We start from the raw sequence: 13071 nt of genomic DNA on the forward strand, positions 1-13071 counted from the left end.
CGTAAGGACACTAACACCTGAAGCTAGCGCGTCTACCAATTCCGCCACCTTCGCATACCATCGACACTATGAAAGTATCGTTACCACGGAGGCGCATTCTAGTGGTTTTCGGCGACACGTCAATAGTTAATTATGCAGGTTGTATCGATTGCTGCAAAAATGGGCGGATTTGCCCGCAGGAAGCGCCAGCGGCACCAGGAGCGGGCCGCCGGCGTGAAAAGACGATTATTTTTTCGCCTGACGGGTCATGATGGTGCGATAGACCTTAAAACGTCCGGTCTGGGCGATCACCTCATGGAAGCCGAACGTCTCATCCAGCACCTGCGGATACGGCAGGAAGGCGTTGGCGACAATGCGCAGCTCGCCGCCGCTGTTGAGATGGCGAACCGCGCCGCGGATCAGCGCCTGGGCGGCTTCGAGGCTGGTCTGCAGGCCGTCATGGAATGGCGGGTTGGAGATGATCATGTCGAAGCGGCCATTGACCTCGGAGAAGACGTTGCTGGCAAACACATCGCCAGCCAGGTCGTTAGCGGCAAGCGTCGCGCGGCTGGCTTCAACCGCCGGGGCGCTGACGTCGCACAGGGTGAGGCGCACTTTCGGCGAATGGCTGGCCAGCGCGGCGGCCAGCACACCCGCGCCGCAGCCGACGTCCAGCACTTTCCCTTTGGTATGCGGCTCGAGGGTGGAGAGCAGCAGCTGGCTGCCGACGTCCAGACCGTCGCGGCTGAAGACGCCCGGTAGGGTTTTAATCGTCAGATTATCCAGTGTGTATTCGCCCCAGAAAGCTTCGGCGTCGAAGGCGGGCTGCTTTTCCAGACGGCCATGATAGAGGCCACAGCGGCGAGCGCTATCCACTTTGTTTAATGGCGCGTATTCAGCCAGCATCTGCTCCGCGCTGCGGACGCCGCTGCGGTTTTCACCGACGACGAAAATGTCGCTTCCCACCGGCAGCAGAGAGAGCAGGTTCATCAGCTGGAACTGCGCCTCTGGTTTGTTCTTTGGCCAGTAGTAGATCAGGGTGTCGCACTCGGCGACGTCAGCCGCCTCAGCCACTAAGCTAAAACGGACGGTGTCACCCATCTGGCGGCTGAGGACCTGCCAGTGGTGGAACTGCTGGGTGTGGGCGCGGCTGGCCGCGGTATCCAGACGCGCAGGCAGGTCATCCTGCAGGTCACCGGCAAACAGAACGCGGGCGGACTCGAAATCATCACTGTGGCGCAGCAAGACTTCACTTGCCGGGGTAAAAGCGGACATGAAACACTCCTTCATTAAGACTGGCGCCGATTATAGTAGTTTGTTGGCGCAGATACGACGGATTTGCTATATTGCGCGCTTGTTTAACAGGAGTGTTTCGCTATGACATCCCGACGAGACTGGCAACTACAGCAGCTGGGCATTACCCAGTGGTCGCTGCGCCGACCGGGGGCGTTACAGGGCGAAATCGCTATCTCGCTTCCTGAACATATTCGTTTGGTGATGGTGGCGGAAACCCCGCCGTCGCTGACAGAGCCGCTGATTGGCGACGTATTGCGCGCGCTGGCCGTAACGCCAGATCAGGTCCTGCAGCTGACCCCGGAGCGGGTGGCGATGCTGCCGCAGGACAGCCGCTGTAACAGCTGGCGGTTGGGCACAGAGGCGTCGCTGCCGCTGGCGGGCGCCCAGGTGTCCACCCCCGCTTTTGATGAACTCCAGACCAGCGCGCCGGCTCGCAGGGCGCTCTGGCAACAAATCTGCGCACATGAACACGATTTCTACCCTCAGCACGGCTGATTTAACCCGAGCCTGGCAAATCGAAACCCGCGCCCACGCTTTCCCGTGGAGCGAACAGACCCTGGCCAGTAACCAGGGGGAACGCTATCGCAACTATCAGCTGTCGGTGGATGGCGAAATGGCGGCTTTCGCCATTACGCAAGTGGTGCTGGATGAGGCGACGCTGTTCAATATCGCTGTCGATCCCGCTTACCAGCGCCGTGGCCTGGGGCGAGCGCTGCTGGAACATGTCATTGATGAAGTCGAAAAGCTCGGCGTCGTCACGCTATGGCTGGAGGTGCGCGCCTCCAACGTTGCCGCCCTCGCGCTGTATGAAAGCTTAGGCTTCAATGAAGCGACGATTCGCCGCAACTACTACCCGACGGCCGACGGGCGCGAAGACGCCATTATTATGGCTCTGCCAATCAGTATGTAAGACAAGGTGATACGATGAAATGGGACTGGATTTTCTTTGATGCCGATGAAACGCTGTTTACGTTTGATTCTTTCAGCGGCTTACAGCGGATGTTTCTCGACTACAGCGTGACCTTTACCGCCGAAGATTTTCAGGACTATCAGGCCGTGAATAAGCCGCTATGGGTGGATTACCAAAACGGCGCCATCACCTCGCTGCAGCTGCAGCACCAGCGTTTTGACAACTGGGCGCAACGTTTGAATGTGCCGCCGGGGGAGCTCAACGACGCGTTTATGAATGCGATGGCGGAAATCTGCGCGCCGCTGCCGGGTGCGGTCTCTCTGCTCAACGCGCTGCAGGGCAAGGTCAAAATGGGCATCATCACCAACGGCTTTACCTCGCTGCAGCAGACTCGTATGGAGCGGACCGGTTTACGCGATCACTTTGATTTGCTAATTATTTCTGAAGAAGTGGGCGTCGCTAAACCGGACGCGCGCATTTTCGATTACGCGCTGGCGAAGGCGGGTAACCCACCGCGCTCGCGGGTGCTGATGGTCGGCGATACCGCCGAGTCGGATATTCGCGGCGGCGTGAACGCCGGACTGGCGACCTGCTGGCTCAATGCGCATCAGCGCGAGCTGCCGGCGGATCTCGAGCCGGACTGGACGGTGACCTCGTTAAGCGAACTGGAGCAGCTCCTGTGTAAACACTGATTGCCTCCCCCCCGTTGATGGGTAAAATAGCCGCAATTTTTCGTATTCCACATGCGTGGCCCATGGCCGCGTTTACTTAGAAGATTAATTATGACGTTGTCTCCTTATCTGCAAGAGGTGGCCAAACGCCGCACTTTTGCCATTATCTCTCACCCGGATGCCGGTAAGACCACCATCACCGAAAAGGTGCTGCTGTTCGGACAGGCGATTCAGACCGCCGGTACCGTAAAAGGCCGTGGCTCCAGCCAGCACGCGAAATCCGACTGGATGGAGATGGAAAAGCAGCGTGGTATCTCGATCACCACCTCGGTAATGCAGTTCCCGTATCATGACTGCCTGGTGAACCTGCTGGATACCCCGGGGCACGAAGACTTCTCCGAAGATACCTACCGTACCCTGACGGCGGTGGACTGCTGCCTGATGGTGATTGACGCGGCAAAAGGCGTCGAAGATCGGACCCGTAAGCTGATGGAAGTCACCCGTCTGCGCGATACGCCGATCCTCACTTTTATGAACAAACTCGACCGTGATATCCGCGATCCGATGGAGCTGCTGGATGAAGTCGAGAACGAGCTGAAAATTGGCTGCGCGCCGATTACCTGGCCTATCGGCTGCGGTAAGTTGTTCAAGGGCGTCTATCATCTCTACAAAGATGAAACCTACCTGTATCAGACCGGTAAAGGCCATACCATCCAGGAAGTGCGCATCGTGAAGGGGCTCAACAACCCGGATCTTGACGCGGCGGTGGGGGAAGATCTCGCGCAGCAGCTGCGTGACGAGCTGGAGCTGGTGCAGGGCGCGTCGAACGAGTTCGATAAAGATCTGTTCCTGGCCGGGGAAATCACCCCAGTGTTCTTCGGGACCGCGTTAGGTAACTTCGGCGTTGACCATATGCTGGATGGCCTGGTGGAGTGGGCGCCGGCGCCGATGCCGCGTAACACCGACACCCGTGAAGTCACCGCCACGGAAGAGAAGTTCACTGGCTTCGTGTTTAAAATTCAGGCCAATATGGACCCGAAACACCGCGACCGCGTGGCTTTCATGCGCGTGGTGTCAGGTAAATATGAGAAAGGCATGAAGCTGCGTCAGGTGCGCATCGGTAAAGACGTGGTGATCTCCGACGCGCTGACCTTTATGGCCGGCGACCGTTCACACGTCGAGGAAGCCTATCCTGGGGATATTATCGGCCTGCATAACCACGGCACCATTCAGATTGGCGATACCTTCACCCAGGGCGAGATGATGAAGTTCACCGGTATTCCGAACTTCGCACCGGAACTGTTCCGTCGTATTCGCCTGAAGGATCCGCTGAAGCAGAAACAGCTGCTGAAAGGGCTGGTTCAGCTCTCTGAAGAGGGCGCGGTGCAGGTCTTCCGTCCGATCGCCAATAACGATCTGATCGTCGGCGCCGTGGGGGTGTTGCAGTTTGACGTCGTCGTGGCGCGCCTGAAAAGCGAATACAACGTGGAAGCGATTTACGAATCGGTCAACGTGGCCACCGCGCGCTGGGTTGAATCCACTGACGTGAAGAAATTCGAAGAGTTCAAGCGTAAAAACGAAGTTCAGCTGGCACTGGATGGCGGCGATAACCTGACCTACATCGCTCCGACGATGGTCAACCTGAACCTGACGCAGGAGCGTTATCCTGACGTGGTGTTCCGCAAAACGCGCGAGCACTAATCCCTGACGAAGCGCGGCGCAGGCCGCGCTTTTTTCTTCTTCTGCCCGCGCTTCCTTCCTTCTGGAAAGTTCTTAAAACGCCGCTAATTCGTCTGTTTTTTATCCATATCCTCCGCAACCCCTTCGCCTGTCTACTATATTTAATTCGTGTTTTTAAAAATGCTGGCGTAATTCACTGCGATAAGACGCCAGCGCTGGTGAAAAAACGAGGACATCACGATGACCAGACTAAAGAATGCCAATATGTTGCTGGCGCTCTTCTTAGGCTTAGCCGCGTTGAACGCCTCGGCAGAGACGGAAAAAACAACGGTAGACAGTGCGAAGTCAGCTGCCAGCAATGCGGGAGAGGCGGTAGACAATTCGATTAATAAAGTCGGCGATTTTATGGACGACAGCACCATTACCGCGCGGGTAAAGGCGGCGCTGATCGACCATAAGGATATTAACTCCGGCGATATTTCGGTGAAAACGGAAAACAAAGTGGTCACCCTCAGCGGCGACGTCACCAGTGCTGAACAGAAAAGTCAGGCGCTGAGCGTGGCAAAAGCGGTCGAAGGCGTCTCTCAGGTTAACGACAAACTGACGGTGCAGCACAAATCGTCGAGCGAGACGGCGACGCTGAAAGGCTATGCCGGGGATACCGCTATTACCAGCGAAGTGAAAGCCAAGCTGCTGGCGGATGACATTGTCCCTTCGCGCAATGTGAAAGTAGAAACTAACGCCGGCGCCGTGCATCTGACCGGTACGGTGGCTTCCGCTGCGCAGGCTGAGCGCGCCGCAGAGATTGCGAAAGCGGTCTCCGGTGTGAAAAGCGTCCGCAACGATCTTAGCGTGAAGTAAATCGAGTTATTAACAAAAGTGTTGTCTGGCCAAGGTTGCCGAACGAATAGCAGCATCCACTGAGCGATGAGCTAGACAGAAAGGGTGCGCAAACCGCTGTTCACCGTCCATTATGGTAAGGAGAAAAGTATGTTTCGATGGGGAATTATTTTTCTGGTCATTGCATTAATTGCTGCGGCCCTGGGCTTCGGTGGTCTGGCGGGTACTGCCGCTGGCGCCGCGAAAATCGTCTTTGTCGTCGGGATTATCCTGTTCCTGGTGAGCCTGTTTACTGGACGCAGACGTCCTTAGGTGGCCCGCGATGCGGGCGATGCTGAGGCCTGAGCATTTTTACTGACACGTCGTCTTACACAAAGCCAGTCCTGCGGACTGGCTTTCGCGGTTTAAGCGGCGGGCAAATTGCGTTACCTTGTCAGGAGAAGACCAATCGAACAGGAAAGCAGGGTGGGGCAACGCATTCCCGTCACGCTGGGCAATATCGCCCCGCTGGCGGTTAAACCCTTCCGACCAGGCAAGCTGGCGCTGGTGTGTGAAGGCGGGGGACAGCGAGGGATTTTCACCGCCGGGGTTCTGGACGAATTCATGCGCGCCGGATTTAACCCCTTTGACCTGATGCTGGGGACCTCCGCGGGGGCGCAAAACCTCTCCGCCTACATGTGTAATCAGCAAGGCTATGCCCGCAAAGTCATCACCCGCTACACCACCTCACGCCAGTTTTTCGATCCGATGCGCTTTGTGCGCGGCGGCAACCTTATCGATCTCGACTGGCTGGTCGAGGCCACCTCGCAGCAGATGCCGCTGGCCATGAACTATGCTGAAACGCAGTTCGCGCAGGGAAAAGAGCTGTGGATGTGCGCCTGTCGCGGCGACGATTACTCCGCCAGCTATTTTTCACCAACGCCGCAAACCTGGCTGGATCTGATCCGCGCCTCCAGCGCCATCCCTGGATTTTATCGCAGCGGCGTATTGCTTGACGGCGTCAGCTACCTTGACGGCGGCGTCAGCGATGCGATCCCGGTTCAGGAGGCGGCCCGCCGCGGCGCTCAGACCATCGTGGTGATCCGCACCGTCCCCTCGCAGATGTTTTATACCCCGGAGTGGTTTAAGCGGATGGAGCGCTGGCTGGGGGAGAGCAGCCTGCAGCCGCTGGTCAATCTGGTGCATCACCACGAAACCACCTATCGCGCCATCCAGCAGTTCATCGAGAAACCGCCCGGTAAGCTGCGGATCTTCGAAATCTATCCCCAGCGGCCGCTGCGCAGCATGGCGCTTGGCAGCCGACTGCCGGCGCTGCTGGAGGACTACAAAACCGGACGCCAGTGCGGCCGTTATTTCCTGGCCACCGTGGGTAAACTGCTGGCTGACCGGCCGCCGCTGTTGCGCCACGCGCCGCGTGTTGCCCGGCCCTCGCCGGTGGTGGTGCCGCCGGTGCCGGTGGCCAATGAAGCGCCGCAGGCGACCATCATCGCTGCGCCGCAGGCCAATGACGCAAGCTTTAATCATGAGGATCTGGCGTGACGCACCGTTTTATCGATACCCACTGCCACTTCGATTTTCCCCCCTTCGCGGAAGATGAGGTCGCCAGCCTGGCGCGTGCGGCGCAGGCCGGCGTCGGACGAATTATCGTTCCGGCCATCTCCGCTGAGCGTTTTAGCCGCGTGCTGGCGCTGGCGGCGCAGCACGAGGCGCTGTATGCCGCGCTGGGCCTGCATCCGATTGTCATTGAGCAGCATACCGATGAGGGGCTGGCGCAACTGGAGGCGTCGCTGGCGCAGCGCCCGCCAAAACTGGTGGCGGTGGGGGAGATTGGTCTCGATCTCTATCGCGACGAGCCGCAGTTCGATCGTCAGCAGGCGCTGCTGGAAGCGCAGCTGCGTCTGGCGAAGCGTTACGATCTGCCGGTGATTCTCCACTCCCGACGCACCCACGATAAGCTGGCGATGCTGCTGAAAAAACATGCCCTGCCGCGTACTGGGGTGGTACATGGCTTCGCCGGCAGTCTGCAGCAGGCCGAGCGCTTTGTGCAGCTTGGCTATAAGATCGGCGTTGGCGGCACCATTACCTATCCCCGCGCCAGCAAAACCCGCGAGGTGATGGCGCGTCTGCCGCTTTCAGCCCTGCTGCTGGAGACCGATGCCCCGGATATGCCGCTCAATGGCTTTCAGGGACTGCCCAATCGCCCGGAGCAAGCTGCGCGGGTATTTGAGGCCCTGTGCGAACTGCGCCCTGAGCCTCCGGCAGCTATAGCCGAAGGGATAATGCGCAACACACTCGCCTTGTTTTCCTTACCCTCAGCCACTGTATGGTGATCGAATTCTCATAATTGTCCATCCATATCATTGATTTGCTTAAAATGTGTGAAGCCAGGCGGGCAGGATAGTTTCGGGCCGATATAATCACGCCGTTAGTGCTGGACTATCAAAACACAGGGAATCTGTATGCAAATCCTCATGGGACTTATCGGCATGGTGGCGCTGTTGGCCATTGCTGTGCTGCTCTCCAATAATCGAAAAGCCATTAACCTGCGTACCGTGCTCGGCGCCTGGATAATCCAGGTGGGTATCGGCGCGTTAATATTGTATGTACCGGCCGGGCGCTCGGCGCTGTTAGCGATGTCGAACGGCGTCGCCAGCGTTATTGCCTACGGCAATGAAGGGATTAGTTTCATCTTCGGCGGGCTGGTTTCCGATAAAATGTTCGAGGTATTTGGCGGCGGCGGCTTCGTCTTTGCCCTGCGCGTGCTGCCGGTGATCGTTTTCTTCTCGTCGCTGATTGCCGTGCTTTACTACCTGGGCATTATGCAGCTGGTCATTCGCATTCTCGGCGGCGCGCTGCGGGCGGTTCTGAAGACCTCGCGTACCGAGTCGCTGTCGGCCACGGCGAACATCTTCGTTGGTCAGACCGAAGCGCCGCTGGTGGTGCGTCCTTATATCGCCACCATGACCCGCTCGGAGCTGTTTGCGGTCATGTGCGGCGGCCTGGCCTCGGTGGCGGGTTCCGTGCTGGCGGGCTATGCGCAGATGGGCGTTCCGCTGGAGTACCTGATTGCCGCGTCGTTTATGGCGGCGCCGGGTGGACTGCTGTTTGCCAAAATTATCGTACCGGAAACGGAGAAACCGGACGATAACCCAGCTCATGACCGCCAGAGCGCGGATGCGGATAAACCGGCCAACGTGCTGGACGCCGCCGCCTCCGGCGCCGCGTCTGGTATGCAGCTGGCGCTCAACGTCGGCGCAATGCTGCTGGCGTTTATTGCGCTGATCGCTCTGCTGAACGGCATTCTGTCCGGCGTCGGCGGCTGGTTTAACCATCCGGAGCTGTCGCTGCAGATGATCCTCGGCTGGGTCTTCTCACCGCTGGCGTGGGTGATCGGCGTGCCGTGGCACGAAGCGACGGTAGCGGGGTCGTTTATCGGCCAGAAGCTGATCATTAACGAGTTCGTGGCCTATATGAACTTTGGCGAGTATCTGAAGGCGGACGCTGAGGTGGCGGCGGCCGGGCTGCAGGTCATTTCAGATCACACCAAAGCCATTATCTCTTTCGCGCTATGCGGATTCGCCAATCTGTCATCGATCGCCATCCTGATTGGCGGCCTCGGGGGGATGGCACCCAACAGGCGTCAGGATATCGCCCAGCTTGGGCTGCGTGCGGTGGCGGCGGGGACGCTGTCTAACCTGATGAGCGCCACCATCGCCGGGGTTTTCCTCGCCCTCTAAACCTGTTACCTGAACCAGCGGCCGTCGCGTCGCTGGTTTTATTGAGTTTGTGAAAATTCCATCATTTCTGATTTTCAGAGAAACTATTTACATTTCAAATGATAATCATTTTTTCACCGGCAGTGCGGACAAAATGTGCGCCACGTTGTCGAGTGGCGCTGTCATTATGTGTTAGAATTGTCACATCCTCATTGGTTGCAGAGTTTTGATTATGCTTAAGAGGGGCATGATGATAATTGTCGCGGTATGCACTGATGTTTCGTGATTAAAATCACATTACAGTAATGCAAATTAGTAAGTAGTTTTCATTAACTGTGATGAATGTCGAAGTGTAACGGCGAGTGAATGTTACAATAGTAACAGACTCGCAAGGTGAACAAACTATTGAACCGGCACTGCGCCGGCGGAGTATGAAATGACTGATTTAAAAGCAAGCAGCCTGCGCGCGTTAAAACTGATGGACCTGACCACCCTGAACGACGACGACACCAATGAGAAGGTGATTGCCCTGTGTCATCAGGCGAAAACCCCGGTGGGTAACACCGCGGCGGTCTGTATCTATCCGCGCTTCATCCCGATTGCCCGTAAAACGCTGAACGAGCAGGGAACGCCGGATATCCGCATCGCCACGGTCACCAACTTCCCGCACGGTAATGACGATATCGACATTGCGCTGGCGGAAACCCGCGCGGCGATCGCTTACGGTGCTGATGAAGTGGACGTGGTTTTCCCGTACCGCGCGCTGATTGCCGGTAACGAACAGGTCGGCTTCGAGCTGGTGAAAGCCTGTAAAGAGGCCTGCGCGGCGGCCAACGTGCTGCTGAAAGTGATCATCGAAACCGGTGAGCTGAAAGAAGAAGCGCTGATCCGTAAAGCGTCTGAAATCTCTATCAAAGCCGGGGCCGATTTCATCAAAACCTCGACCGGTAAAGTACCGGTGAATGCCACGCCGGAAAGCGCGCGCATCATGATGGAAGTCATTCGTGATATGGGCGTTGAGAAAACCGTTGGCTTCAAACCGGCGGGCGGCGTGCGCAGCGCGGAAGATGCGCAGCAGTTCCTGGCGATCGCCGATGAGCTGTTTGGCGCCGACTGGGCCGATGCCCGTCACTACCGCTTTGGCGCCTCCAGCCTGCTGGCCAGCCTGTTGAAAGCCCTGGGCCACGGCGACGGCAAGAGCGCCAGCAGCTACTGATTGTCAGACATTGCCGGATGAGGCTTCACTTATCCGGCCTACAGGATCGTAGGGCGGGTTAGCGTAGCGCCACCCGCCACCATTCACCCGATTCCTCATGGGGGTTACCGTGTTTCTCGCACAAGAAATTATTCGTAAAAAACGTGATGGTCAGGCATTAAGCGATGAAGAGATCCGCTTTTTCATCAACGGCATCCGCGACAATACTATCTCAGAAGGGCAGATCGCCGCGCTGGCGATGACCATCTTCTTCCATGATATGTCTATGCCGGAGCGCGTTTCGCTGACCATGGCGATGCGGGATTCCGGTACCGTTCTGGACTGGAAAAGCCTCAACCTTAACGGCCCGATCGTCGATAAACACTCCACCGGCGGCGTCGGGGATGTCACTTCGCTGATGCTGGGGCCGATGGTGGCCGCCTGTGGCGGCTATGTGCCGATGATTTCCGGCCGCGGCCTCGGCCATACCGGCGGTACCCTGGATAAACTGGAAGCCATCCCGGGCTTCGATATCTTCCCGGACGACAACCGCTTCCGCGAGATTATTAAAGATGTCGGCGTGGCGATTATCGGGCAGACCAGCTCCCTCGCTCCGGCGGACAAACGTTTCTATGCCACCCGCGATATTACCGCGACGGTGGACTCCATCCCGCTGATCACCGCCTCGATCCTTGCCAAAAAGCTGGCGGAAGGGCTGGATGCGCTGGTGATGGACGTTAAAGTCGGCAGCGGCGCGTTTATGCCGACTTATGAGCTTTCCGCCGCGCTGGCGGAAGCGATCGTCGGGGTCGCCAACGGCGCCGGCGTGCGCACCACCGCGCTGCTGACCGATATGAACCAAGTGCTGGCCTCCAGCGCCGGGAACGCCGTTGAAGTTCGCGAAGCGGTTCAGTTCCTGACCGGCGAATACCGCAACCCGCGCCTGTTCGACGTGACGATGGCGCTGTGTGTGGAGATGCTGATTTCCGGCAGTCTGGCGAAAGATGACGCCGAAGCCCGGGCGAAGCTGCAGGCGGTGCTGGATAACGGTAAAGCAGCGGAAGTCTTTGGTCGCATGGTCGCGGCGCAGAAAGGACCGAGCGACTTTGTCGAGAATTATGATCATTATCTGCCGACGGCGATGCTGAGCAAAGCAGTCTATGCTGATACCGAAGGTTTTATCAGCGCGATGGACACTCGCGCGCTGGGCATGGCAGTGGTTTCTATGGGCGGCGGCCGCCGTCAGGCATCAGACACCATTGACTATAGCGTTGGCTTTACCGAGATGGCGCGTCTGGGTGACCGCGTGGACGGACAGCGTCCGCTGGCGGTGATCCATGCCAAAGACGAGAACAGCTGGCAGGAGGCCGCGAAAGCGGTCAAAGCGGCCATTAAACTGGACGATAAAGCTCCGGAAATTACACCGACAGTCTATCGCCGTATCACTGAATAGCGATATACTGATCTGATCGCTTTTTTGCAGCGCAAGATGTATGGAGAACAAGATGAAACGTGCATTTATCATGGTGCTGGACTCCTTTGGGATTGGCGCAACGGAAGACGCAGACCGCTTTGGCGACGTCGGCGCCGATACGCTGGGCCACATTGCGGAAGCCTGCGCCAAAGGCGAAGCTGACCACGGCCGCAAAGGCCCGCTGAATTTACCGAACCTGACCCGTCTGGGGCTGGTGAAAGCGCATGAAGGCTCCACCGGTAAAATTGCCGCCGGAATGGATGGCAATGCCGAAGTGATTGGCGCCTATGCCTGGGCGCATGAACTCTCTTCTGGTAAAGATACGCCGTCCGGCCACTGGGAAATCGCTGGCGTGCCGGTACTGTTTGACTGGGGCTACTTCAGCGATCACGAAAACAGCTTCCCGCAGGAGCTGCTGGATAAGCTGGTGAAACGCGCCAACCTGCCGGGCTACCTCGGCAATTGCCACTCTTCCGGGACGGTGATCCTCGATCAGCTCGGCGAAGAGCATATGAAAACCGGGAAACCGATTTTCTATACCTCCGCTGACTCCGTATTCCAGATCGCCTGTCATGAAGAGACCTTTGGCCTCGACAAACTGTATGAGCTGTGCGAAATCGCCCGTGAAGAGCTGACCGAAGGCGGCTACAACATTGGCCGCGTCATCGCCCGTCCGTTTATCGGCGATAAAGCCGGCAACTTCCAGCGTACTGGCAACCGTCACGATCTGGCGGTCGAACCGCCGGCGCCGACCGTGCTGCAGAAGCTGGTTGACGAGAAGAACGGCCACGTGGTGTCCGTCGGTAAGATAGCGGATATCTACGCCAACTGCGGCATCACCAAAAAAGTGAAAGCCACCGGGCTGGACGCGCTGTTCGACGCAACCATTAAAGAGATGAAGGAAGCTGGCGACGAGACTATCGTCTTCACCAACTTCGTCGACTTTGACTCCTCCTGGGGCCACCGTCGCGATGTCGCCGGCTACGCGGCGGGTCTGGAACTGTTCGACCGCCGTCTGCCGGAGCTGATGGAGCTGGTAGGGGAAGACGACATTCTGATCCTCACCGCCGACCACGGCTGCGACCCGACCTGGACCGGTACCGACCACACCCGCGAGCATATTCCGGTGCTGGTGTACGGCCCGAAAGTGAAACCAGGTTCGCTCGGTCACCGTGAAACCTTCGCGGACATCGGCCAGACTATCGCGAAATACTTTGGTACGTCTGACATGGAATATGGCAAAGCCATGTTCTGAGGTCATTGCCCGGTGGCGCACAGCGATCCGGGCCTACTATTTTGTAGGCCGGGTA

General features: G+C 57.9%; 13 protein-coding genes. 12 read left to right on the forward strand and 1 reads right to left on the reverse strand.

The features are described from left to right. Nucleotides 1-225: 225 nt before the first annotated feature. Nucleotides 226-1254 carry a 16S rRNA (guanine(1207)-N(2))-methyltransferase RsmC gene (gene rsmC / locus ABLU50_RS07005; protein ID WP_087833135.1) on the reverse strand — a complete coding sequence of 343 codons (1029 nt, stop codon included), beginning with the start codon at nt 1252-1254 and terminating at the stop codon, nt 226-228. A 102-nt stretch (nt 1255-1356) separates the two neighbouring features. On the opposite strand from rsmC, the gene ABLU50_RS07010 reads away from it, so the two are divergent. From ABLU50_RS07010 to deoB, 12 genes are all read left to right on the forward strand, one after another. After that, a complete protein-coding gene (locus ABLU50_RS07010; RefSeq protein ID WP_004886506.1) occupies nt 1357-1770 on the forward strand; it encodes a DNA polymerase III subunit psi in 414 nt (137 codons plus the stop codon). After that, entirely contained in the window at nt 1739-2185 is a 447-nt protein-coding gene (gene rimI, locus ABLU50_RS07015) for a ribosomal protein S18-alanine N-acetyltransferase (RefSeq protein ID WP_064151059.1), read from the forward strand. The genes ABLU50_RS07010 and rimI overlap by 32 nt, the downstream gene beginning before the upstream one ends. A gap of 14 nt (nt 2186-2199) precedes the next feature. After that, nucleotides 2200-2877, forward strand: a complete 678-nt coding sequence (gene yjjG, locus ABLU50_RS07020) for a pyrimidine 5'-nucleotidase (protein ID WP_087833134.1) — start codon at nt 2200-2202, stop codon at nt 2875-2877. Between the two features lie 90 nt (nt 2878-2967). Beyond that, entirely contained in the window at nt 2968-4557 is a 1590-nt protein-coding gene (prfC, locus tag ABLU50_RS07025; RefSeq protein ID WP_002887711.1) for a peptide chain release factor 3, read from the forward strand. Between the two features lie 219 nt (nt 4558-4776). Next, nucleotides 4777-5397 carry a molecular chaperone OsmY gene (osmY, locus tag ABLU50_RS07030; protein WP_017901234.1) on the forward strand — a complete coding sequence of 207 codons (621 nt, stop codon included), beginning with the start codon at nt 4777-4779 and terminating at the stop codon, nt 5395-5397. Between the two features lie 129 nt (nt 5398-5526). Then, the gene (locus tag ABLU50_RS07035; RefSeq protein WP_002887716.1) at nt 5527-5688 is read left to right on the forward strand and encodes a DUF1328 family protein; all 162 of its coding nucleotides are present in this window, start codon (nt 5527-5529) and stop codon (nt 5686-5688) included. A gap of 153 nt (nt 5689-5841) precedes the next feature. Further along, nucleotides 5842-6915, forward strand: coding sequence for a patatin family protein (locus tag ABLU50_RS07040; protein ID WP_004886521.1), 1074 nt, complete (start codon nt 5842-5844; stop codon nt 6913-6915). Next, nucleotides 6912-7706: a metal-dependent hydrolase gene (locus ABLU50_RS07045; protein ID WP_017901233.1), complete on the forward strand. Its 795-nt coding sequence runs from the start codon at nt 6912-6914 to the stop codon at nt 7704-7706. The genes ABLU50_RS07040 and ABLU50_RS07045 overlap by 4 nt, the downstream gene beginning before the upstream one ends. A gap of 129 nt (nt 7707-7835) precedes the next feature. Then, complete coding sequence (locus tag ABLU50_RS07050; protein WP_017901232.1) at nt 7836-9113, forward strand: NupC/NupG family nucleoside CNT transporter; 1278 nt, start codon at nt 7836-7838, stop codon at nt 9111-9113. Between the two features lie 415 nt (nt 9114-9528). Further along, a complete protein-coding gene (deoC, locus tag ABLU50_RS07055) occupies nt 9529-10308 on the forward strand; it encodes a deoxyribose-phosphate aldolase (protein WP_004886530.1) in 780 nt (259 codons plus the stop codon). A 109-nt stretch (nt 10309-10417) separates the two neighbouring features. Next, nucleotides 10418-11740, forward strand: a complete 1323-nt coding sequence (gene deoA, locus ABLU50_RS07060) for a thymidine phosphorylase (protein WP_087833133.1) — start codon at nt 10418-10420, stop codon at nt 11738-11740. A gap of 52 nt (nt 11741-11792) precedes the next feature. Continuing rightward, nucleotides 11793-13016, forward strand: a complete 1224-nt coding sequence (gene deoB / locus ABLU50_RS07065) for a phosphopentomutase (protein WP_004886536.1) — start codon at nt 11793-11795, stop codon at nt 13014-13016. Nucleotides 13017-13071 lie beyond the last annotated feature (55 nt).

The organism is Klebsiella sp. GG_Kp173 (assembly GCF_040062415.1).
In the GTDB taxonomy this organism is placed as follows: domain Bacteria; phylum Pseudomonadota; class Gammaproteobacteria; order Enterobacterales; family Enterobacteriaceae; genus Klebsiella; species Klebsiella quasipneumoniae.

What these genes read in the sequence shown, in the direction of transcription:
- rsmC (WP_087833135.1), bottom strand. Translation starts at nt 1,254, where the DNA reads ATGTCCGCTTTTACCCCGGCAAGTGAAGTCTTGCTGCGCCACAGTGAT.
- ABLU50_RS07010 (WP_004886506.1), top strand. Translation starts at nt 1,357, where the DNA reads ATGACATCCCGACGAGACTGGCAACTACAGCAGCTGGGCATTACCCAG.
- rimI (WP_064151059.1), top strand. Translation starts at nt 1,739, where the DNA reads ATGAACACGATTTCTACCCTCAGCACGGCTGATTTAACCCGAGCCTGG.
- yjjG (WP_087833134.1), top strand. Translation starts at nt 2,200, where the DNA reads ATGAAATGGGACTGGATTTTCTTTGATGCCGATGAAACGCTGTTTACG.
- prfC (WP_002887711.1), top strand. Translation starts at nt 2,968, where the DNA reads ATGACGTTGTCTCCTTATCTGCAAGAGGTGGCCAAACGCCGCACTTTT.
- osmY (WP_017901234.1), top strand. Translation starts at nt 4,777, where the DNA reads ATGACCAGACTAAAGAATGCCAATATGTTGCTGGCGCTCTTCTTAGGC.
- ABLU50_RS07035 (WP_002887716.1), top strand. Translation starts at nt 5,527, where the DNA reads ATGTTTCGATGGGGAATTATTTTTCTGGTCATTGCATTAATTGCTGCG.
- ABLU50_RS07050 (WP_017901232.1), top strand. Translation starts at nt 7,836, where the DNA reads ATGCAAATCCTCATGGGACTTATCGGCATGGTGGCGCTGTTGGCCATT.
- deoC (WP_004886530.1), top strand. Translation starts at nt 9,529, where the DNA reads ATGACTGATTTAAAAGCAAGCAGCCTGCGCGCGTTAAAACTGATGGAC.
- deoB (WP_004886536.1), top strand. Translation starts at nt 11,793, where the DNA reads ATGAAACGTGCATTTATCATGGTGCTGGACTCCTTTGGGATTGGCGCA.